General features: G+C 59.4%; 17 protein-coding genes. 11 read left to right on the top strand and 6 right to left on the bottom strand.

All coding sequences use genetic code 11. The features are described from left to right. Positions 1 to 12: 12 nt before the first annotated feature. The gene (gene uspB / locus EBL_RS00825; protein WP_002440599.1) at positions 13 to 348 is read right to left on the bottom strand and encodes a universal stress protein UspB; all 336 of its coding nucleotides are present in this window, start codon (positions 346 to 348) and stop codon (positions 13 to 15) included. Between the two features lie 428 nt (positions 349 to 776). On the opposite strand from uspB, the gene uspA reads away from it, so the two are divergent. Then, positions 777 to 1,214 carry a universal stress protein UspA gene (uspA, locus tag EBL_RS00820; RefSeq protein ID WP_002440600.1) on the top strand — a complete coding sequence of 146 codons (438 nt, stop codon included), beginning with the start codon at positions 777 to 779 and terminating at the stop codon, positions 1,212 to 1,214. Positions 1,215 to 1,282: 68 nt separating this feature from the next. Here uspA and EBL_RS00815 read toward each other — a convergent pair whose 3' ends face one another. Then, on the bottom strand, positions 1,283 to 2,485 hold the full coding sequence (locus tag EBL_RS00815) for an NAD(P)/FAD-dependent oxidoreductase (RefSeq protein WP_002440601.1): 1,203 nt from the start codon (positions 2,483 to 2,485) through the stop codon (positions 1,283 to 1,285). Between the two features lie 233 nt (positions 2,486 to 2,718). Here EBL_RS00815 and EBL_RS00810 point away from each other — a divergent pair, with 233 nt between their 5' ends. After that, positions 2,719 to 3,222 (top strand): RrF2 family transcriptional regulator, encoded by a 504-nt coding sequence (locus tag EBL_RS00810; protein ID WP_002440603.1) that lies wholly within the window; start codon positions 2,719 to 2,721, stop codon positions 3,220 to 3,222. 3 nt (positions 3,223 to 3,225) lie between these two features. Here EBL_RS00810 and rsmJ read toward each other — a convergent pair whose 3' ends face one another. Continuing rightward, entirely contained in the window at positions 3,226 to 3,984 is a 759-nt protein-coding gene (rsmJ, locus tag EBL_RS00805) for a 16S rRNA (guanine(1516)-N(2))-methyltransferase RsmJ (RefSeq protein WP_002440605.1), read from the bottom strand. Between the two features lie 8 nt (positions 3,985 to 3,992). Further along, positions 3,993 to 6,035, bottom strand: a complete 2,043-nt coding sequence (gene prlC / locus EBL_RS00800) for an oligopeptidase A (RefSeq protein ID WP_002440607.1) — start codon at positions 6,033 to 6,035, stop codon at positions 3,993 to 3,995. Positions 6,036 to 6,272: 237 nt separating this feature from the next. Here prlC and EBL_RS00795 point away from each other — a divergent pair, with 237 nt between their 5' ends. The 4 genes from EBL_RS00795 (at position 6,273) to EBL_RS00780 (ending at position 10,903) form a co-directional block, all read left to right on the top strand. After that, positions 6,273 to 7,115 (top strand): 23S rRNA (adenine(2030)-N(6))-methyltransferase RlmJ, encoded by an 843-nt coding sequence (locus tag EBL_RS00795; RefSeq protein WP_002440609.1) that lies wholly within the window; start codon positions 6,273 to 6,275, stop codon positions 7,113 to 7,115. 90 nt (positions 7,116 to 7,205) lie between these two features. Further along, entirely contained in the window at positions 7,206 to 8,561 is a 1,356-nt protein-coding gene (gene gorA / locus EBL_RS00790) for a glutathione-disulfide reductase (RefSeq protein WP_002440610.1), read from the top strand. Between the two features lie 968 nt (positions 8,562 to 9,529). Next, a complete protein-coding gene (locus tag EBL_RS00785) occupies positions 9,530 to 10,180 on the top strand; it encodes a MarC family NAAT transporter (RefSeq protein WP_002440615.1) in 651 nt (216 codons plus the stop codon). A 48-nt stretch (positions 10,181 to 10,228) separates the two neighbouring features. Further along, positions 10,229 to 10,903 (top strand): DUF3313 domain-containing protein, encoded by a 675-nt coding sequence (locus EBL_RS00780; protein ID WP_002440616.1) that lies wholly within the window; start codon positions 10,229 to 10,231, stop codon positions 10,901 to 10,903. Between the two features lie 9 nt (positions 10,904 to 10,912). Here EBL_RS00780 and mrdA read toward each other — a convergent pair whose 3' ends face one another. Beyond that, positions 10,913 to 12,862 carry a penicillin-binding protein 2 gene (mrdA, locus tag EBL_RS00775; RefSeq protein WP_002440617.1) on the bottom strand — a complete coding sequence of 650 codons (1,950 nt, stop codon included), beginning with the start codon at positions 12,860 to 12,862 and terminating at the stop codon, positions 10,913 to 10,915. Positions 12,863 to 12,989: 127 nt separating this feature from the next. Next, positions 12,990 to 13,580, bottom strand: coding sequence for a TetR family transcriptional regulator (locus EBL_RS00770; protein WP_002440618.1), 591 nt, complete (start codon positions 13,578 to 13,580; stop codon positions 12,990 to 12,992). Between the two features lie 114 nt (positions 13,581 to 13,694). Between EBL_RS00770 and EBL_RS00765 the strand changes: the two genes are divergently transcribed. The 5 genes from EBL_RS00765 to kdgK all read left to right on the top strand — a co-directional run bounded on the left by EBL_RS00765 (position 13,695) and on the right by kdgK (position 20,922). After that, complete coding sequence (locus EBL_RS00765) at positions 13,695 to 15,212, top strand: SmvA family efflux MFS transporter (RefSeq protein ID WP_002440620.1); 1,518 nt, start codon at positions 13,695 to 13,697, stop codon at positions 15,210 to 15,212. Between the two features lie 119 nt (positions 15,213 to 15,331). Next, the gene (gene treF, locus EBL_RS00760; protein WP_002440622.1) at positions 15,332 to 16,984 is read left to right on the top strand and encodes an alpha,alpha-trehalase TreF; all 1,653 of its coding nucleotides are present in this window, start codon (positions 15,332 to 15,334) and stop codon (positions 16,982 to 16,984) included. Positions 16,985 to 17,189: 205 nt separating this feature from the next. Then, the gene (gene yhjD, locus EBL_RS00755; RefSeq protein ID WP_002440624.1) at positions 17,190 to 18,203 is read left to right on the top strand and encodes an inner membrane protein YhjD; all 1,014 of its coding nucleotides are present in this window, start codon (positions 17,190 to 17,192) and stop codon (positions 18,201 to 18,203) included. Positions 18,204 to 18,458: 255 nt separating this feature from the next. Next, positions 18,459 to 19,778, top strand: a complete 1,320-nt coding sequence (locus EBL_RS00750) for an MFS transporter (protein ID WP_002440626.1) — start codon at positions 18,459 to 18,461, stop codon at positions 19,776 to 19,778. Between the two features lie 211 nt (positions 19,779 to 19,989). Beyond that, positions 19,990 to 20,922 (top strand): 2-dehydro-3-deoxygluconokinase, encoded by a 933-nt coding sequence (gene kdgK, locus EBL_RS00745; protein ID WP_002440628.1) that lies wholly within the window; start codon positions 19,990 to 19,992, stop codon positions 20,920 to 20,922. Positions 20,923 to 20,987 lie beyond the last annotated feature (65 nt).

The raw sequence follows: 20,987 nt of genomic DNA, 5'->3' as shown, positions 1-20,987 counted from the left end.
GCCCGCAGGGCGTCAGTGCCAGATAATCAGCGCCACCAGGCTGACCACAACCAGCCCGCACAGTGCGCTGGTCAGCAAAAACTGACGGCGCACCCGCTCACAGCGGCGAATGAACTCTTCATCGTGGTGATCCAGGTAGCCCTGAATATAGATATAGCGCACCAGCCGCATCTGCTTGCCCGGCTGCCCGTGGGAGGTAAAAAACCCGCCCCCGTCCACATACTGGTACAACAGCGGATCACAACCGCGCAGCACCACCAGCAACGCCCGCAACGATGAAAAATAACGTGCCATATTCACCACACATACTGCGCATAAAGCCCAAAACAGCGCTATGGTACTGATCATAACCCCTCCCCGGCGTTTACCGCGCCACTACAACGGAAAGACCACACTCCCAGCACGCTCATTACCATGAGCACTGGAAAAGTCGACCTGCGTCACATTTCTTTCTTCAGTCGGCTTATTAAATAGTGTAGGAGATCCGCTAATTTTTTTACCACATCCATAAGCAACATCAGTAAAGTTCAGCGTTTTTTCTTAGTACCAGGCCACAGGCGCGGCAAGCGCAGTTAATCGCCGCGTGAAATGCGATAACCCGCGACAGAAGTACAAATAAATGCGTATTTTGAGTTAGTATGTTTGCCGTTACTGAGTGAGTTACACAACAATCACTCCCGCGTATGTAGTATGCGCACGCGGGCGAGCAGATAGCCCGGACCATGCAAACTATCCGGCGCCTCAAGTCATCGACGTCTTATGGAAGGAGTAACACTATGGCTTATAAACATATTCTTATCGCTGTTGACCTCTCCCCGGAGAGCAATGTCCTGGTCGAAAAAGCCGTTTCTATGGCCCGTCCGTACAATGCCAAAATTTCCCTGATCCACGTTGATGTAAATTACTCAGATCTGTACACCGGGCTTATCGATGTCAATCTGGGCGATATGCAAAAACGCATCTCTGAAGAGACCCACCAGGCGCTGAACGATCTGTGTACCGCCGCAGGCTACCCGGTGACCGAGACCTTAAGCGGTAGCGGCGATCTGGGCCAGGTGCTGGTTGACGCTATTAAGAAATACGATATGGACTTAGTGGTTTGCGGCCATCATCAGGACTTCTGGAGCAAGCTGATGTCCTCCGCCCGCCAGCTTATCAACACCGTACACGTTGATATGCTGATTGTGCCGCTAAAAGATGAAGAAGACGCGTAACCCTGCCCGTTACCCCTTCTGATTACCCGCCCCCCGCCCATGCGGGGGGTGTTCTTACAGAGACCTTCCTAAACAAACTTCGCCAGCGGATCCGCCAAGGCGAATGCCGCCTCACGGTCTGCTGCCGGTGGGTAGATAAGCTCATGGGTGATGGTGCGCTTAATCTTCTTCCCTTCCCGGGCAACGGCTTTCACCTGCGAATCCCAGCCTTCCGTATACACCGCGCCCCAGGCCCCGAGATCGAGGCAGGTCACGTAATTTTCCTGGCGATACGCCAGCGCCGGGCAGCCCAGCAGGCTGGCCATGGCGTTATGCCCGGCAAATTTTCCCAGCTGTATCGCGTGCTGGCAGGTCATCAGGGCCGTGTGGCCTTTGTCATCCGTGCGGGCGTGGGCCATATCACCGGTGGCGTAAATCGCCGGGAAACCGGGCACCTGTAACTCCTCATTCACCACCAGCCGCTGCCGGGCATCCCGGGGGGCGCTGATCTGCCCGCTCAGGTCACTGGCCTGAACCCCGGCAGTCCACACTACCGTGTGGGCGGCAATCCGGCTGCCGTCGGCCAGGGTCACGCCCTGCGCATCCACCGAGGCCACCTGGCTGTTGAGCCGCCATTCAACACCCAGCTCAGCAGACGCCTGCACAATGGTTTCACGCATTTGCGCACTGTAGCGGGACGCAATGGTCTGGCCGCGATCAACTACGATTACCTTAATCTGAGTACCGCCCCCCAGCAGCTGATGCAAACGGGCCGGTAATTCGCAGGCCAGCTCAATGCCGGTAAAGCCGCCGCCACACACCACCACCGTATTGCGGGCCACACTCTCCGGCTGGTCGGCAAGCCCGGACAGGTGGCGCTCCAGTTGCGCGGCGCTCTCCTGGTTATCAATATCAAACCCGTAGCGTGCAATGCCCGCCACCCCTTCCCGGCGCAGGCGGCTACCGGTTGCCAGGATCAGCCGCTGGTAGCCCAGCGTGGCGGTGGCGCCGCCGGGCTCCCGGTAGGTCACCTGCTGCTGGTGTGTGTCGATATGTTCGGCGGCACCGGCAATAAAGCGGATCCCCAGCGCGCTGAACAGCGGGCCCAGCGGGGCGGCCAGCGTGCTGACGTTTGCCTCATAAAAACGCGGGCGGATCCCCAGCTCCGGGCGGGGTGCCAGCACAGTAATCTCCACATCGTCACGGCCATTAAGGTACGCCAGGCGCGCTGCGCTGACTGCCGACCACATGCCCGCAAACCCACTGCCAATAATCAGAACACTGTTTTTCATCATCGATCCTGTTGTTGCCACGGCCCGTGCCGTTGTTGACTGCGACTATACTTGTCGCAGTCAACTCAGACAAGATCTTTCTGAGTTAAAAGAATGCCCGCAGCGGCGATCCTGTCCTAACCAATTGATATTGCGCTTGTTTTATTATCTCAGTGCCGGTTTTTTGCCCGTAGTGCTGTCTGACACCGGTGCATTATGTATAATGACCCGGATTAACAGAATCGGAGTCAATCATGGCGTTTTTCAGCTCTGGCGTGGAGTACGGTATTCACAGCCTGATATGCATGGTGGATGCAAAAGGTGATGCCCGCGAAATGAGCGTGCGCGAGATGGCCGGGCTGCAAAACGTGCCCTATGACTATCTGGCCAAGATCTTCACCCGCTTATCCCGGGCGGGCCTGGTCACCAGCAGCGAAGGTAAAGGCGGCGGGTTCCGCCTGGCGCGGCCCAGCGAGCTTATCACCGTGCTGGATGTGGTGCAGGCCATTGACGGGGAGAAATCCCTGTTTGAGTGCCGGGAAATTCGCCAGCGTCTGGCGCTGTTTAACGATACGCCCCCCGCCTGGGCCTGTGATGGCCCCTGCGGCGTGCGGGCGGTAATGGACAGCGCTCAGCAACAGATGGAAGAGGCCCTGGCCCGGCACACCATTTTGGATCTGGCGCGCCGCACTTACCGCAAAGCGCCAGACACCTTTAATATTGAGGTTCAGGAGTGGATCACCGCCAGGCGCACCTGACGGTTACACGGCCTCCGGCGTACCGGCGTAAAGATCAAAACGGTGGCTTTTGGTGGTCACCGCATCGCTGGTAGCCACCCCCGCCAGCGGCGGCGCGTAATCCGGGCGTTTTACCACCACCCGCTTTTTCGCCAGCGCCCGGGCCGGGGCCAGCAGGCCATCCGCATCCAGATCCGGCCCCACAAGGGACTGAAATACCCGCATCTCTTTTTTCACCAGCGCGCTTTTTTGCCGGTGGGGAAACATCGGATCAAGGTAGACCACATCCGGGCGCGGCGTGATCTCCGCCAGCGAGGTCAGGCTGGAGGCGTGCAGCAGCGACATGCGCTCCCGCAGCCAGGGGCCGATCTCCGCATCCTGGTAGCCGCGCTGTAAGCCGTCATCCAGCAGGGCGGCTACCACCGGGTTGCGCTCCAGCATCCGCACCCGGCACCCGATACAGGCCAGCACAAACGCATCCCGCCCCAGCCCGGCGGTGGCATCCACCACATCCGGCAGGTAGCCGCTTTTAACGCCCACCGCTCTGGCGACTGCCTCACCACGGCCCCCGCCAAACTTGCGCCGGTGTGCCATGGCGCCATCAGCAAAATCCACCCAGATCCCACCGAGCTTTGGCTCGTCGCGTTTACGCAGCTCCAGGTGCGCCGGGGTCAGCACCAGCGCCATGGGGTTATCTGCATCGTGCTCCAGCCCCCAGCGGGCGGCCAGAACAGATAAGGCGCCGTCTCCGGCGCCTGACTCATCAGTTAAACAGATTTTCACAACCGGGCTCAGCCTTTGATGCCGTAATGGTGCAGCATGGCATCCAGCTTCGGCTCGCGGCCACGGAAGCGTTTAAACAGCACCATCGGCTCTTCAGAGCCACCGCGGCTGAGGATGTTATTCAGGAATGACAGCCCGGTCTCCCGGTTGAAGATCCCCTCCTCCTCAAAGCGGGAGAACGCATCCGCCGCCAGCACATCGGCCCACAGGTAGCTGTAATAGCCCGCCGCGTACCCACCGGCAAAAATATGGCTGAACGCATGCGGGAAGCGGCCCCAGGCCGGGGACGGCACCACAGCAACCTGTTTTTTAATCTCCCGCAGGGTTTCGAGGATCCGGGCCCCCTGCTGCGCGTCAAACTCCGCATGCAGGCGGAAGTCGAACAGGCCGAACTCCAGCTGGCGCAGAATAAACAGCGCCGCCTGGTAGTTCTTCGCCGCCAGCATTTTATCCAGCAGGGACTGGGGCAGCGGCTCACCGGTTTCATAGTGGCCGGAGATAAACGCCAGCGCCTCGGGCTGCCAGCACCAGTTTTCCATAAACTGGCTCGGCAGTTCGACCGCATCCCAGGGCACCCCGTTGATCCCGGAGACCCCGGCAGTTTCAACCCGGGTCAGCATATGGTGCAGACCGTGGCCAAATTCGTGGAACAGGGTTATCACTTCATCGTGGGTAAACAGCGCCGGTTTGCCGTTCACCGGGCGGTTAAAGTTACAGGTCAGGTAGGCGACCGGCTTCTGCAGGGAGCCGTCTGCCTTGCGCATCTGGCCGACACAGTCATCCATCCACGCCCCGCCGCGCTTGTGTTCACGGGCATACAGATCCAGATAGAAACTGCCGCGCAGTTCGTTCCGGGCATCATACAGTTCGAAGAAGCGCACATCCGGGTGCCAGACATCCACATCGTGGCGCTCCCGGGCGGTGATGCCGTAAATACGGTTTACCACCTCAAACAGGCCATTTACCGCTTTGTTTTCCGGGAAATAGGGGCGCAGCTGCTCGTCACTGATGCTGTACAGATGCTGTTTTTGTTTTTCGCTGTAGTAGGTGATATCCCAGGGTTGCAGCTCATGGACCCCGTGCTCACGCAGGGCAAAAGCCCGCAACTGGGTCAGCTCCGCCTCGCCCTGCGGACGGGCGCGTTTCGCCAGATCGGTCAGGAAATCCAGCACCTGGTTGATATTCTCCGCCATTTTGGTGGCGAGGGATTTTTGCGCGTAGTTGTCAAAACCGAGCAGCCCGGCCAGTTCATGGCGCAGGGCGAGGATCTCTTCCATCAGCGGGGTGTTATCCCACGTCCCGGCATTCGGCCCCTGGTCAGAAGCCCGGGTGCTGTATGCCCGGTACATCTCTTCACGCAGCGCCTGGTTATCGCAGTAAGTCATGACCGGCAGGTAGCTCGGGATATCAAGCGTTAACAGCCAGCCCTGCTGCTCGCGGGATTCCGCCAGCGCCCGGGCCGCCGCCAGGGCGCTCTCCGGCATACCGGAAAGCTGGGATTCGTCCGTAATCAGTTTGCTCCAGCCCATGGTGGCATCCAGCACGTTGTTGCTGTACCGGGAGCCCAGCTCCGACAGGCGGGCGGCAATCTCGCCGTAGCGTTTTTGTTTCTCTGCCGCCAGGCCAATACCGGACAGCTCAAAATCGCGCAGGGCGTTATCCACTGTTTTTTGCTGTGCGGTATCAAGCCGGGTGTAGTTCTCGCCGTCGCGCAGGTTGCGGTACGCCTGGTAGAGCCCCTTGTGCTGCCCCACCCAGGTGCTGTATTCAGACAGCAGCGGCAGGGTCTGTTCGTAGGCTTCGCGCAGCTCCGGGCTGTTTTTTACCGAATTCAGATGGCTTACCGGTGAGAAGATACGCCCCAGATGGTCGTCCACTTCAGCCAGGGGCTGGCACAGGCTCTCCCAGCTCCACGGGGCACCGTGGGCAACCACCTGTTCAACCACCGCCCGGCAGTCGTCCAGCGCTTTGGTTACCGCCGGGACCACATGCTCAGGTTTAATCGCGGAAAAAGGCGGTAACGTAAAATCAGTTAACAACGGGTTAGTCATAAGCGCAGTCCTGTAATAAGGTAAGTGGCGCGTCGCGCCGCAATGCTTGATAGCATGGGGATTAGTGTAGTGAATTTCAATGGTAACGCGTGGCGGTGAATGCCGTGCCGGAGACGCTCACTTTCCGGTATACTGTCGGTTACGTTTTTATTTTCTGATCCTGCCATATCGTCGTATACCGGTCGTAAACACCGCGGACAGATGGCGCAATTATCGTTTTCGGGAACCCCTGCCCCTATGCTCAGCTATCGCCACAGCTTCCACGCCGGTAACCATGCCGACGTTTTAAAACACACCGTTCAGAGCCTGATAATCGAGTCACTGAAAGAAAAAGAAAAGCCGTTTCTCTACCTGGATACCCACGCAGGCGCGGGCCGCTACCAGCTGGCCAGCCCTCAGGCAGAGCGCACCGGCGAGTATCTGGACGGTATTGCCCGGGTCTGGCAACAGGAAGATTTGCCCGCCGAGCTGGCCCCCTATATTAGCGCCGTTCGCGCGGTCAACCGCAGCGGCCAGTTGCGCTATTACCCGGGCTCCCCGCTGATTGCCGGGCACCTGTTACGCCCCCAGGACACGCTGCAACTCACGGAGCTGCACCCGTCAGACTACCCGCTGCTGCGCGGCGAATTTCAGAAAGACGCCCGCGCCACCGTGACCCGGGGCGATGGTTTTATCCAGCTCAAGGCAAAGCTGCCGCCGGTTTCCCGCCGCGGGCTGGTGCTTATCGACCCGCCCTATGAAATGAAAACCGACTACCAGGATGTGGTCAAAGGCATCAGCGAGGGCTATAAACGCTTTGCTACCGGGGTTTACGCCCTGTGGTATCCGGTGGTGCTGCGCCAGCAAATTAAGCGCATGATCCACGCCCTGGAAGAGACCGGCATTCGCCGCATTATGCAAATTGAGCTGGCCGTGCGCCCGGACAGCGACCAGCGCGGTATGACCGCCTCCGGGATGATTGTCATCAACCCGCCCTGGAAGCTGGAGCAGCAAATGACCAGCGTACTGCCGTGGCTGCATAAAACCCTGGTGCCGGAAGGCTACGGCCACGCCACCGTAAGCTGGATAGTGCCGGAATAACCGGCGATTACAGCGATAGTTTACAGCGCACTCCGGGCGCGCTACCGTCCCGGATACATATTTGATTGACAGGTTTGTCGGAGAATAGCCATGACCAGACATTACGATTATCTTGCTATCGGTGGTGGTAGCGGCGGTATCGCATCAGTTAACCGGGCAGCCATGTACGGTAAGAAGTGCGCCATTATCGAAGCCAGCGCCATCGGCGGCACCTGCGTCAACGTGGGCTGTGTGCCGAAAAAGGTCATGTGGCACGCGGCGCAAATTTCAGAGGCTATCCGCCTCTACGGGCCGGATTACGGCTTTGATACCACCTTAAACCAGCTGGACTGGCAGCGCCTGGTCGCCAGCCGCAGCGCGTATATCGACCGGATCCACACCTCATACAATAACGTTTTTACCAAAAACCACGTTGACGTTATCGAAGGTTTCGCCCGCTTTGTGGATGCCCACACGGTAGAGGTGAATGGCGAGCAGATCAGCGCAGATCATATTCTGATAGCCACCGGCGGGCGCCCCAGCCACCCGACTATTCCGGGAGCCCAGTACGGTATTGATTCCAACGGCTTCTTTGCACTGCCCGAGCTGCCACAGCGCGTGGCGGTCGTTGGCGCGGGGTATATTGCCGTCGAACTGGCCGGGGTGATTAACGGGCTGGGAGCCCAGGAGACCCACCTGTTTGTGCGCAAACACGCGCCGCTGCGCAATTTTGACCCGCTGATTGTCGATACCCTGGTGGAAGTGATGAACACCGAAGGGCCGACCCTGCACACCCAGGCCATCCCCCGTGAGGTGGTTAAAAACAGCGACGGCAGCCTGACCCTGCACCTGGAAGATGGCCGCAGCCAGACAGTAGACTGCCTGATCTGGGCCATTGGCCGCGAACCGGCGAACGACCGGATCAATCTGGAAGTGACCGGCGTAAAAACCAACGCCCGGGGCTATATCGAGGTGGATAAATTCCAGAATACCAGCGTGCCGGGGATCTACGCGGTAGGTGACAATACCGGTGCCGTTGAGCTGACGCCGGTCGCCGTGGCGGCGGGCCGCCGCCTGTCTGAACGCCTGTTTAACAACAAGCCGGACGAGCATCTCGACTACAGCAATATTCCCACCGTGGTGTTCAGCCACCCGCCTATTGGTACTGTGGGGCTGACGGAGCCCCAGGCCCGGGAGCAGTTCGGTGATGCTCAGGTGAAGGTTTACACCTCCTCCTTTACCGCCATGTATACCGCGGTAACCACGCACCGCCAGCCGTGCCGGATGAAGCTGGTCTGCACCGGGCCGGAGGAGCGAATCGTCGGGATCCACGGCATCGGCTCCGGCATGGATGAAATGCTCCAGGGCTTTGCCGTAGCGCTGAAAATGGGCGCGACTAAAAAAGACTTCGACAATACGGTGGCTATTCACCCGACAGCAGCAGAAGAGTTTGTCACCATGCGCTAATGGGCATTCCCACGCGATTCAGTACCGCTGACAGACCCGGGGCCAGTAAACACTGGCCCTTATTTTTGGTTCATCGCAGGTTAGCGTGATATTTCCCAAAGGGTGATTTGTGAGAATAGCGATTCTCGCCCGCTTCAGGTTCGGGCATATGAACGCCCGATGAACGGGTTCCGCTCCCCAACGATGGGCACTCATATGTTGTGTGCGGAACCTGGTCGCGTTCCAGGAGGGGGGGCCGGCCCCCTCCTGGAGACCTCGCCGGCCCGCGGTCAATCGCCGCTGCGCGGTTCGCTGCAACTCCGGCTTGCTCTGGCGGACCAGTCAGGATTCGGCATCCATGCCTCAACCTTCCTTCTGGCTGCCATCCTGGCAGCCAGTCCTTGAGCTGCACCTGCGTTTCCGCCGATTGCCTTTATGCGGGGGTTTAACACCCTCGCGGCCATTAACTGACATTCAGCGGCATTTCAGCCGCTGAAACTGTGTTGTTGTACCGTAGGGGTTTTCCAGTCCCGCGAAAAAGAAATACCGGGGGTCGGGGAGCGGAACCTTTTCACTAAACGTACATAGACCAGATCCCGGCACAATGCCTGAGGCGCCTGCGAATCGCTATTCGCCAAAACCACCCTTTGGGAAAGGCTTCAGCTGCCACGCTTAAATGCGATAAACCTTATTTTTACCCGCCAGGAAGACCGGCCAAATATAAAAATATGGCTAAATAACAAACAGCAAAAATATAACGTCGCCAAAATAACTCATTGATACACTTCAATTAATTTCGCACAGAATGAGACAGGCGCTAAAAATAACCCGTTATGATTACAGCGGGCTATACTCTCTGCATTATAAATAGGGGTAATGCCGGGCCGCATCGTCAGCGTAAGTACCGCAACGACATCATGCGCAGACACTCATTACGTATGTGCCAGCCGCTGGCTGGTCAGATTCAGGCCGTGCCTGTCAGGTAAATTATGTTCGAATTAATTGAGGCCATCCTGCTGGGGCTGGCCGTATTACTGCCCCTGGCTAACCCGCTAACCACGGTTGCTTTATTCCTCGGCCTTTCTGGTGAAATGACCCACGCCGAGCGCCGCCAGCAGTCTGCCATGGCCAGCCTGTATGTGTTTATTATTCTGATGGTGGCCTGGTATGCAGGCCAGGTGGTGATGAATACCTTTGGTATCTCTATTCCCGGGTTGCGTATCGCCGGTGGCTTAATCGTGATGTTTATTGGCTTTCGAATGCTATTCCCGGCCCCGGTACGCCCGGAGCCCGCCACCACAGCACCGCGGGCTGCGGCAAATATCGCGTTTGTGCCCCTGGCGATGCCCAGCACCGCCGGGCCCGGCACCATCGCCATGATTATCAGCTCCGCCTCAACCATTAACGACAAAAGTATTTTCCCGGAGTGGGTTATCTGGGTGGCGCCGCCGCTGATATTTGCTCTGCTGAGCATTATTTTGTGGGGCAGCCTGCTAAGCTCAAATACCATCATGCGTCTGGTAGGAAAAAACGGCATTGATGCCATCTCCCGGCTGATGGGCTTTTTACTGGTTTGTATGGGTGTGCAGTTTGTTATTAACGGTGTACAGGAAATCGTCATTAATTACCCGTGGAAATAACCTCAATAATATCCCGGGATCCCACTTTATAAGACAGAGACCATAACCATGAACCTGAATTCCACAGCTAAACTGCTTTGCGCACTGGTCACTGCGGGCGTCATGCTCAGCGGGTGCAGCTCCAGCCGGACAGAAAAGCAACAATACTCCGGCTTTCTTAAAGACTACAGCGGGTTGACGGAAGCCGTCAGCGCCTCGGGCCAGCCGGTCCTGCGCTGGGTTGATCCCACAGTAAACTTCGCAAACTACGACAAGTTAATTTATAACCCGGTCACCTACTACCCGACCCCGCGCCCGGGCCCTCAGGTTTCCCAGGAGACCCTCAACCAGGTCCGCAACTATGCCGACCAGAAGCTGAAGTCATCCCTGCAGTCCCGCTTCACGCTCACCACCAAACCGGGGCCGAAAACGCTCATCATCCGCAGCGCCATTACCGCGGTGAATACCAGCAATGAATCCATGCAGTTCTATGAAGTGCTGCCGGTCACCATGGTGCTGGCCGCCGGGCAGGTGGTCACCGGGTATCGTACCCAGGATACCCACCTCTACTTCGAAGCCGAAGCGGTTGACTCTGTCACCGGGAAGGTGCTGATAAAAGTGCTGCGTAAAGGGAACGGGAAACAGCTCTCTAACTCCCAGCAGGCAGTCACCATGGAGACCCTGAAAGGCGTAATAGACAGCCTGGCTACCGATGCCAGACTGTTTGAGAACGGAATAAAATAACGCCCGGGGCTACCGGGCGCCGTCACTGTCGCCCGGGGGAAGTGCGTCGCGCTCTGCGGGCGGCGCATCCCCCGGGAGGCCGGGCGGCGTTTCCGCCATACCGTGGCCGGGCAGGAAGATATGATCAAGGATCTTCCTTGCCACCGGCCCGGCCACCACCCCGTCACCACCGCCATTTTCCAGGATCAGCGCCATTGCCACCTTCGGATGCTGGTAGGGAGCAAACAGGGTATAAAAAATATGGTCGCGCAGGCGTACCGGGATCATCCGCGCGTTATAGACCTGGTTCTGGCGCAGGCTGAACACCTGGGATGTCCCTGATTTTGCCGCAATGCCATAAGGGGCCGAGTGAAACATCTTATACCCGGTGCCGTTAGGTAAATTTGCCATGCCGTACATACCGTTGCGCACAATATTCCAGTAGGGGGAGTTCGGATCGCCCACCTGTGGTGTCTGCGCCGGTGGCTGATACCGCATCACCCGGGTGCCGCTGGCCATGGAATACAGCAAATGCGGATCCTTCACCTTGCCGTTATTCAGTAAGGTGGTCAGCGCTTTAACCATCTGCACCGGGGTGGCTATCCAGTAGCCCTGCCCGATCCCCACAGAGACCGTATCCCCCTGATACCACATACTTTTATGTACGCGCTTTTTCCACTCCCGGCTGGGCAGCACCCCGGCGTACTCTTCATTCAGATCAATACCGGTCCGTTGCCCGTAGCCGAATTTGCTCATCCAGGTGTGGATCCTGTCGATGCCCATCTGGTAAGCCACCTGGTAGAAGAAGGTATCGGCAGACTCCTCAATCGCTTTGGTCACATTGAGCATACCGTGGCCGGTTTTCAGCCAGTCGCGATAGCGGCGCTGAGTGCCGGGTAAGGTCCAGGTAGGGGCCCCGAAAAAGCGCGTCCCCGGGGTGATAACCCCGGCAGAAAGCGCCGAAACCGCCATATAGGGTTTCACCGTGGAGGCGGGCGGATACAGCCCCTGGGTCACCCGGTTGATCAGTGGCCGGTCCGGGTCGGAGAGCAGTGCGCGGTACGCCGGCGCGCTGATCCCCTTCACAAAGGGGCTGGGATCATAGCTGGGGCTGGAGACCATCGCCAGTACGCCGCCATCCCGGGGGTCCACCACTGCCACCGCCCCGCGCTGGCCTTTAAGCACCGTCTCAATATACTGCTGTAAGCGCACGTCCAGGGTCAGGTAGAGATCCTCTCCGGCCTGGGGCGGCACCACTTTTAACGTGCGCACAATGCGCCCGTGGTTATCGACCTCCACCTCCTGGTAACCGGTGGTCCCGTGCAGGGCTTTTTCATAGTAGCCCTCAATCCCCTGCTTACCGATATTGTGGTCGGCGGCGTAGTTTTCCGCCTCACCGTCGCGGCTCAGGCGCTCAAGGTCGTGGTCATTAATCTTAGAGACATACCCCACCACATGGGCCAGGGCGGATCCGAAGGGGTATTCGCGCTCCTGATAGGTCTCCACCGTGACCCCGGGAAAGCGGAACTCATTGACCGCAAAGCGCGCCACCTCGACCTCACTGAGCCGGTCTTTAAGGGTAATGGACTTATAGCGGCTATTGTGGTGCAGCGCATTGCGAAAGCTGGCGACCTCCTCCGGTGTAAGGTGCACAACCGGGGTCAGCGCCTGGAGCATCTGGCTGATACTGGCGGTTTTCCCGGGGATCACCTGCAGGCGGAACAGGGTAATATTGCGCACCAGCGCCGTGCCGTTACGGTCAAAAATCAGCCCCCGGGTCGGGGCCACCGGCAACATTTTGATGGCGTTTTGCTCGGAGCGGGTCTGGTAAAAATCATGCTCTCTGATTTGCAGGCGACACAGGTTCGCAACCAGTATCCCGAAACAGACCACAACCAGCAGAAGGGAGGTTACCGCGCGGCGGGCAAACAGTCTTTTTTCCGCTAAATGATCGCGGATCTCATCTCTTAGCAACACCATTAACGGTAATTACCTGACTGACTCACTGATAAAAACCGGCAAGGATAGGCCTTAGCGCCCGGCGGCACTATAGGAAGATGGCTAATGGACAGCGAAAAACCCCGGCCCGGGTACCGGGTGCTCAGTTTTACAGCGCGGCAGGTGCCAGCTCCCGGGTAATGGCCGCATCCAGGTGCTGATAAAACGCCCGGTCGTCAATACCGGCAATCCCCAGCAGGTAGATCCCGTCCATGCCGCAGCTCAGGGCAATCAGCCGCCAGGCGATACTGTCCGGCTCACCGCTGGTGCTGAACCCGCCACCGGCCATCCCGGCGCGGATCACCGCCACCACCTCCTGGTGCCACGCCAGCATCGACTGGATATAGGCCTCGCGGATGAGCGGGTCGTGCCCTGCTTCCTGCTGGGCATCGCGCCACAGGGCCAGATACTCACTTGAGCCGCTCGTGTCACTGCCCAGCACCTGGTGCAGCCACTCCCGCCAGCTGCTGGTGGCGGGCTTCTGGCGGTAGGTGTCCAGCAGTTGCTCGCTGAGGCGTACGAACGTCTCGGCCTTTAAGGCGCTGGCGGAGGCAAAATGGTGGTGCACCTGCCCGGTGGCAATTTGCGCCTCGCTGGCAATGCGGCGCACCGTCATGGCCTGTAGCCCTTCGCTCAGCGCCACGCGCCCGGCGGCCTCCAGGATAATTTCCCGCCGCTGTGTTTTATTCAGATAACTCATGCTCACCTCAGTTGCTGCCTGCGGGCCAGCATAGCAAAAAGTTGGACATGCGTTCAATTGATGGTCAGAATAGCAAACTGGACGCTTGTTCAAATTCATTTTCAGGGTGAGAGTATGCGCATGTTATGGGCCCGGCTGCGCCCGTGGTTAACCTTATTCATTGTGGTGCTGGTGTATATTCCGGTGGCGATCGACGCCACCGTGCTGCACGTGGCGACCCCGACCCTGAGCACCCGGCTCGGGGCCAGCAGCAATACGCTGCTGTGGATTATTGATATCTACTCGCTGATCATGGCGGGCATGGTGCTGCCCATGGGGGCACTGGGGGATCGCATCGGTTTTAAACGCCTGCTGCTGACCGGCAGCGCCCTGTTCGGCCTGGCCTCACTGGCGGCGGCCCTCGCACCGGGAGCGGGCTGGCTTATCGCCGCCCGGGGTCTGCTGGCCGTGGGGGCGGCGATGATTGTTCCGGCAACCCTTGCGGCAATCCGCACCCTCTTTGCCGATACCGGCCAGCGCAATATCGCCCTGGGGATCTGGGCGGCGGTGGGCTCCGGCGGGGCGGCCTTTGGCCCGCTTATCGGCGGCTTTCTGCTGGAGCACTTCTACTGGGGATCGGTGTTTCTGGTCAACGTTCCGATTATTCTGGTGGTGATGCTGCTCACCCGTTTTCTGGTGCCGGTTCAGCAGGGCAGGCCCGGCCAGCCGGTTAACCTGCGCCACGCGCTGATGCTGATAGCCGCCATCCTGCTGATTATCTACAGCCTGAAAACCCTGCTCAAAGGCACCCAGCCCCTGGGTGTCACCCTACCGGCGCTGGCGGTCGGCGCACTGCTGCTGTGGCGTTTTATCCGCACCCAGCTGAGCCTGGCGCGGCCGATGATCGACATCCGCCTGTTCGGCCACCGGGTGATCTTCTGCGGCATTATGATGGCGATGGTCGCCATGATAACCCTGGTGGGCTTTGAGCTGATGATGGCCCAGGAGCTCCAGTTCGTGCACGGGTTTACCCCGCTGGCAGCGGGCGCGTTTATGCTGCCGGTGATGCTGGCCAGCGGTATCAGCGGGCCGGTGGCCGGGGTTCTGGTCTCCCGCTGCGGGCTGCGCCGGGTGGCCGCAGGCGGCATGTTGCTCAGCGGGCTGAGCTTTGCCGGGTTATCGGCCACGGATTTTGCCAGCCAGCCGTACCAGGCCTGGGCTCTGATGGCGCTCCTCGGGTTTAGCGTCGCCAGCGCGCTGCTGGCCTCCACCGCGGCCATCATGGCCGCCGCCCCACCGGAAAAGGCCAGCGCGGCGGGCGCCATCGAAACCATGGCTTATGAGCTGGGGGCCGGGCTGGGGGTCGCCCTGTTCGGGCTGCTGTTAAGCCGCAGCTTTACGGCGGCGATTATCCTGCCCGACGGGCTGGCGGCCCCCCTCTCCCGCCAGGCCGCCTCGTCCATCGGGGAGGCCATGGCCCTGGCCGGGCAGCTGGATGCGCAAACAGGTCAGCACCTGGCTCAGGCTGCGCGCCACGCGTTCAGCCTCTCCCACAGTCTGGCCCTCGGGGCGGCCAGTGTTCTGCTGCTGGGGCTGGCGCTGGCAGTCTGGTTCGCACTGGCCCGTTCCCGCCGATCTGAAGGGGCGTTTTAATAAATCGTTGCAAAGTTAGCGCACGCGGTGTGCCGCACCGCCAACAATCTGACTACCCTTAATAAGGAGCACACGTCGCCGCTGCGATAATTTGTCTGGCAACCGGAGGAGCCGTCACTATGCCAATCCAGAACGCCCGCACCACCCCGTCTGCGCTGATTGCTGAGCAGGAGATCCCCTGGGAGCAGGATCCCTGTGAGCTGAAACTCGACGAGATGATCGATGCCGAGCCAGAGCCGGAGATCATTGAAGGGTTGCCCGCGTCCGATGCCCTGACGCCGGCGGATCGCTACCTGGAGCTGTTCGAACATGTGCAGTCCTCGCGGCTGTTTCCGGACAGCAAAACCTTCCCCGACTGCGCCCCGAAGATGGATCCGCTCACCATTCTGATTAACTACCGCCGGGCACGGCGGGTGAGCGGCTTTAACCTGAAGGTCTTTGTGGAGGCCCACTTCCATATGCCAAAGCCCGACGGCGATCGCTACGTGGCGGACCCGTCCCTGACCCTGCTGGAGCATATCGACACCCTGTGGCCGGTGCTCACCCGCACCCCGCGCGAGCACTATGAAGACTCATCACTCCTGCCCCTTCCCCGGCCCTATATTGTGCCCGGCGGGCGCTTTACCGAAACCTACTACTGGGATTCCTACTTCACCATGCTCGGCCTGGTGGACAGCGGGCGGGACGATCTGCTGCGCAATATGGCGGACAACTTCGCCTGGCTGCTGGAAAACTACGGCCACATTCCCAACGGCAACCGCACCTACTATCTGAGCCGCTCCCAGCCGCCGGTCTTTGCCCTGATGGTGGAATTGTTTGAAGAAGACGGGGTACGCGGCGCCCGGCGCTACCTTGAGCATTTACGCAAAGAGTACAGCTACTGGATGGACGGGGCCGAGGCCCTGGCGGATAACCAGGCCTATCGCCACGTGGTGCGCATGCCGGACGGCTCGCTACTTAACCGCTACTGGGATGACCGGGACACCCCCCGGGATGAATCCTGGCTTGAAGATATCCAGACTGCGCGCCTCTCCGGGCGACCCGCCAGCGAAGTATACCGGGATCTGCGGGCCGGGGCGGCCTCCGGCTGGGACTACTCCTCACGCTGGCTGCGAGACCAGGACCGGCTGGCCAGTATTCGTACCACCCAGTTTATCCCCATCGATCTGAACGCCTTCCTGTTTAAGCTGGAGACCACCATCGCCAATATTGCCGGGCTCAAAGGTGAGAAAGAGACCCAGCGCCTGTTTTTCGCCAAAGCCGCCGACCGCCGGGAGGCGATCAACCGCTACCTGTGGGACGACATTAACGGCCTGTATCACGATTACGACTGGCGACGCCAGCGCCCGGCGGCCTTTTCCGCCGCAAGCGTAGTACCGCTGTTTGTGCTGCTGGCAAGCCACGAACAGGCCCGGCGTCTGACCATGCATCTGCGCCTGCGCCTGCTTTCGCCGGGGGGGATCCTCGCAACCGACATCGAAAGCGGCGAACAGTGGGATAAACCCAACGGCTGGGCCCCGTTACAGTGGATGGCTATCCAGGGGCTGAAAAATTACGGCCAGGATGGCCTGGCCGATGAGATAGCCCATAACTGGCTCTCCACGGTAAACCGGGTTTACCGTACATCAAACAAGGTGGTTGAAAAATATAATATTTCCGGGGAGACGCCCCGGGTCGGGGGCGGCGGTGAGTACCCGCTGCAGGATGGCTTCGGCTGGACAAACGGCGTCACCCGGCGGCTGATAAGCCTGTATGGTGAACCGGCGGGCTGAGGGTTGCCCGTAGCGCCAAACCGGGGCGACACTGTTTATTGTCGACTAACCTTCGCTCTCGTACCATTATCGCCACTGAAGCGGCCCGGCCGGTGCTTCAGTGGCGCATAGCCCGCCACAGTGATGCAACGAAAGCCCCGGTGGATTAGTATTAACGCTATAATTTTATTAAAATTCACGCCCCGCATGACAAGGAAACCAACACATGACGACACCGGAGCAAAAAACCTCCCGGGCGACAGGTGCTGTGGAGCATGAACCTGCCGCGGCAGAAAATAACCGCAGTGACACCGTACAGACCACGCTTAACGGGGTAAAAAAGGCCGTTAACCACGTGGAGCGCAACCCGGTTGTTGCCCACTTCCTGCGCGCCACCGAGCGCTTTAACGACCGGATGGGCAACCAGTTTGGCGCGGCCATCACCTACTTTTCGTTTTTATCCCTGATCCCGATGCTGATGGTCGCCTTCGCCGCCGGGGGGTATATCCTCGCCTCGCACCCGACACTGCTGGAGGATATCTTCGCGCGCATTCTGAGCAACGTCAGCGATCCGACCCTTGCCGCCACCCTGCAAAACACCATTAATACCGCCGTGCAGCAGCGCACGGCCGTCGGGCTGGTGGGGCTGCTGGTCGCGCTCTACTCAGGCATAAACTGGATGGGTAACCTGCGCGAAGCGGTCCGCGCCCAGTTTCGGGACGTGTGGGAGCGCAACCCTGACGACAAAGAAAAAATCTGGGTGAAATACCTGCGCGACATGGTCGCCCTGGTGGGGCTCTTAATTGCCCTGATAATCACCCTGTCGATAACGTCCATCTCCGGTGCGGCCCAGCAGACCATTATTAATATCCTGCATCTGGATGCCATCGGCTGGTTAAAACCCGCCTGGCGGCTGATTGGCCTGTCTATCTCGGTCTTTGCGAACTATTTGCTGTTCTTCTGGATCTTCTGGCGCCTGCCGCGCCACCGGCCGCGCAAAAAAGCGCTGCTGCGCGGCACCCTACTGGCGGCCATTGGCTTTGAAGTGCTGAAAATCATCATGACCTTCACCCTGCCCAAACTGGTCTCTTCCCCTTCCGGGGCGGCCTTTGGCTCGGTACTGGGGCTGATGGCCTTTTTCTATTTCTTTGCCCGCCTGATCCTGTTCTGCGCCTCCTGGATTGCCACCGCCCGCTACCAGGATGATCCCCCCCGGGCAGAAGGCAACCCCCCTGTCTGAGCCCGCCTCCCCCGGCCCTGGCCGGGGGTATACCGCACACCCGACTATTCTGTAACTTTTATTTAACCTGAATCTGGTGTTATCCACTGCGCGATGCTTACGCCACAGCGCTATCTGCCGTTAAATTTCACTGAGTGAAAATTATTCGCTTTATGGCGATTTTTCAGGCAATTTCGCCCCGTTCCGGCCGTTGAAATCACACTTTTGCTGTGCGTAATATGGCGATTCGTTCGCCTGTTAATAAGAAAAAAGCCTATGCAAGCCTCCATCGCCGCCCCTGCGGACTCCCAGTCTCTGCCGGTTAACCCGCGCAGCAAAGTGGTGATTGCCTCCCTGGTGGGCACCGCCATTGAATTCTTCGACTTCTACATCTACGCCACTGCTGCGGTGATTGTCTTCCCGCATATCTTTTTCCCCCAGGGGGATGCCACCGCCGCCACGCTACAGTCTCTGGCTACCTTTGCCATCGCCTTTGTGGCGCGGCCAATCGGCTCAGCCCTGTTTGGTCACTTTGGCGACCGGGTGGGCCGCAAAGTCACGCTGGTGGCCTCCCTGCTGACGATGGGGATCTCTACGGTGGTTATCGGGTTACTGCCGGGCTATGAAAGTATCGGGATTTTCGCCCCCCTGCTGCTGGCACTGGCGCGCTTTGGTCAGGGGCTGGGGCTGGGTGGCGAATGGGGCGGTGCGGCCCTGCTGGCTACCGAAAACGCCCCGCCCCATAAGCGGGCGCTGTATGGCTCATTCCCGCAACTGGGTGCCCCGATTGGCTTTTTCTTTGCCAACGGCACCTTTTTGCTGCTCTCCTGGCTGCTGAGCGACGAGCAGTTTATGTCCTGGGGCTGGCGGGTGCCGTTTATACTCTCGGCGGTGCTGGTGATCATTGGCCTGTATGTGCGCGTCTCGCTGCATGAAACCCCGGTATTCGCCAGAATCGCCAGGGCCGGTAAGCAGGTAAAAATCCCGCTGGGCACCCTGCTCAGCCAGCATCTCAGGGCCACTATCATCGGCACCCTGATTATGCTCGCCACCTACACCCTGTTTTATATTATGACGGTCTACTCCATGACCTACAGCACCACCCCGGCCCCGGCGGGCCTTGGCTTCTCCCGTAACGACGTGCTGTGGATGCTGATGCTCGCCGTGCTCGGCTTTGGCCTGATGGTGCCGGTATCCGGCTGGCTGGCGGACAACACCGGCCGCCGCAGCTGCATGCTGGTAATAACCAGCCTGATCCTGCTGTTTGCCCTGTGCCTGTTTGTGCCGCTGCTGGGCTCCGGCAGCCCGGCCCGGGTGATGCTGTTTTTGGTTATCGGGCTTAGCCTGATGGGGCTGACCTTCGGCCCCATGGGCGCACTGCTGCCGGAGCTCTTCCCCACAGAGGTGCGCTACACCGGGGCATCCTTCTCTTATAATATGGCGTCGATCCTCGGGGCCTCGGTCGCGCCCTATATCGCCACCTGGCTACAGGCGAACTGGGGGTTATTCTGGGTGGGCGTTTATCTGGCGGCCATGGCGACCATTACCCTTATCGCCCTGTGGTACAGCAAAGAGACCCGCCACCAGGCGTTATAAGTTTCCGGTTATTACCCGCTCGCGGGTAAATCGCGCCTGTTACGGCTGGCTGACAGCGGCTGTAACAGGCGCTACGCCCTTTTCCGGGCGGAATTCTCCCCGAACTTTCGTTTAGCTCAAAGTTTATCAAAACGATGTTTTAAAATATTTGACTCACCGGACATGGCGGCTCAAACTAGCTGCATATTTCCTCATTCTGGTATTCAAAACTATGTCAACGCAGAAAATTGCCGTTATTGGCGAATGTATGATTGAGCTGTCCGAAAAGGGCTCCAGTGTCAGCCGCGGATTTGGCGGCGATACCCTGAATACTTCGGTCTATATTGCCCGCCAGGTGGCCCCGCAGGCCCTGAGCGTGCACTACGTTACCGCCCTGGGCCAGGACAGTTTCAGCCAGCAGATGCTGGATGCCTGGCAGGCAGAGAATGTGGATACCTCACTGACCCAGCGCATGGAAAACCGCCTGCCGGGCCTGTACTACATTGAAACGGACGCCACCGGCGAGCGCACCTTCTACTACTGGCGTAACGAAGCCGCAGCCCGCTACTGGCTGGAAAGCGCCGACGCCGACGCCATCTGCGCGCAGCTGGCGACGTTTGACTACCTCTACCTGAGCGGGATAAGCCTGGCTATCCTCAGCCCTCAGAGTCGTGAAAAACTGCTCGGCCTGCTGCGCCAGTGCCGCGCAAACGGCGGCAAAGTGATTTTTGATAACAACTATCGCCCGCGCCTGTGGGCCAGCAAAGAAGAGACGCAGCAGGTTTACCAGCAGATGCTGAGCTGCACCGATATTGCGTTCCTCACCCTGGATGACGAAGACGCCCTGTGGGGGGAAAAACCGGTTGATGAAGTGATTGCCCGCACCCAGGCCGCTGGCGTCAGCGAAGTGGTTATTAAACGCGGTGCCGACTCCTGCCTGGTGGCAGAAAAAGGCCAGCCGCTGGTAGAAGTACCGGCGGTGAAACTGCCCAAAGAGCGCGTGGTGGACACCACCGCCGCCGGGGATTCGTTCAGCGCCGGGTATCTCTCCGTACGCCTGACCGGTGGCAGCACTGCCGCTGCGGCACAGCGCGGCCACCTGACGGCCAGCACGGTTATTCAGTATCGCGGGGCGATAATCCCCCGCGAGGCCATGCCAGCCTGACCATTAACCACAAAAAAACAGGTGCCGCGGCACCTGTTTTTTTTATCTCTCCCGACGGCCGGCCC

This window comes from Shimwellia blattae DSM 4481 = NBRC 105725 (genome assembly GCF_000262305.1).
GTDB classification, from domain to species: Bacteria; Pseudomonadota; Gammaproteobacteria; order Enterobacterales; family Enterobacteriaceae; genus Shimwellia; species Shimwellia blattae.
The sequence above is the reverse complement of the archived record's forward strand: the minus strand, read 5'-3'. Positions and strand labels throughout refer to the sequence as shown.

Excerpts from the sequence above, each read along its gene's own strand:
- uspB (WP_002440599.1), bottom strand. The coding sequence starts at position 348 with ATGATCAGTACCATAGCGCTGTTTTGGGCTTTATGCGCAGTATGTGTG.
- uspA (WP_002440600.1), top strand. The coding sequence starts at position 777 with ATGGCTTATAAACATATTCTTATCGCTGTTGACCTCTCCCCGGAGAGC.
- EBL_RS00815 (WP_002440601.1), bottom strand. The coding sequence starts at position 2,485 with ATGAAAAACAGTGTTCTGATTATTGGCAGTGGGTTTGCGGGCATGTGG.
- EBL_RS00810 (WP_002440603.1), top strand. The coding sequence starts at position 2,719 with ATGGCGTTTTTCAGCTCTGGCGTGGAGTACGGTATTCACAGCCTGATA.
- prlC (WP_002440607.1), bottom strand. The coding sequence starts at position 6,035 with ATGACTAACCCGTTGTTAACTGATTTTACGTTACCGCCTTTTTCCGCG.
- EBL_RS00795 (WP_002440609.1), top strand. The coding sequence starts at position 6,273 with ATGCTCAGCTATCGCCACAGCTTCCACGCCGGTAACCATGCCGACGTT.
- gorA (WP_002440610.1), top strand. The coding sequence starts at position 7,206 with ATGACCAGACATTACGATTATCTTGCTATCGGTGGTGGTAGCGGCGGT.
- EBL_RS00785 (WP_002440615.1), top strand. The coding sequence starts at position 9,530 with ATGTTCGAATTAATTGAGGCCATCCTGCTGGGGCTGGCCGTATTACTG.
- EBL_RS00780 (WP_002440616.1), top strand. The coding sequence starts at position 10,229 with ATGAACCTGAATTCCACAGCTAAACTGCTTTGCGCACTGGTCACTGCG.
- mrdA (WP_002440617.1), bottom strand. The coding sequence starts at position 12,862 with ATGGTGTTGCTAAGAGATGAGATCCGCGATCATTTAGCGGAAAAAAGA.
- EBL_RS00770 (WP_002440618.1), bottom strand. The coding sequence starts at position 13,580 with ATGAGTTATCTGAATAAAACACAGCGGCGGGAAATTATCCTGGAGGCC.
- EBL_RS00765 (WP_002440620.1), top strand. The coding sequence starts at position 13,695 with ATGCGCATGTTATGGGCCCGGCTGCGCCCGTGGTTAACCTTATTCATT.
- treF (WP_002440622.1), top strand. The coding sequence starts at position 15,332 with ATGCCAATCCAGAACGCCCGCACCACCCCGTCTGCGCTGATTGCTGAG.
- yhjD (WP_002440624.1), top strand. The coding sequence starts at position 17,190 with ATGACGACACCGGAGCAAAAAACCTCCCGGGCGACAGGTGCTGTGGAG.
- EBL_RS00750 (WP_002440626.1), top strand. The coding sequence starts at position 18,459 with ATGCAAGCCTCCATCGCCGCCCCTGCGGACTCCCAGTCTCTGCCGGTT.
- kdgK (WP_002440628.1), top strand. The coding sequence starts at position 19,990 with ATGTCAACGCAGAAAATTGCCGTTATTGGCGAATGTATGATTGAGCTG.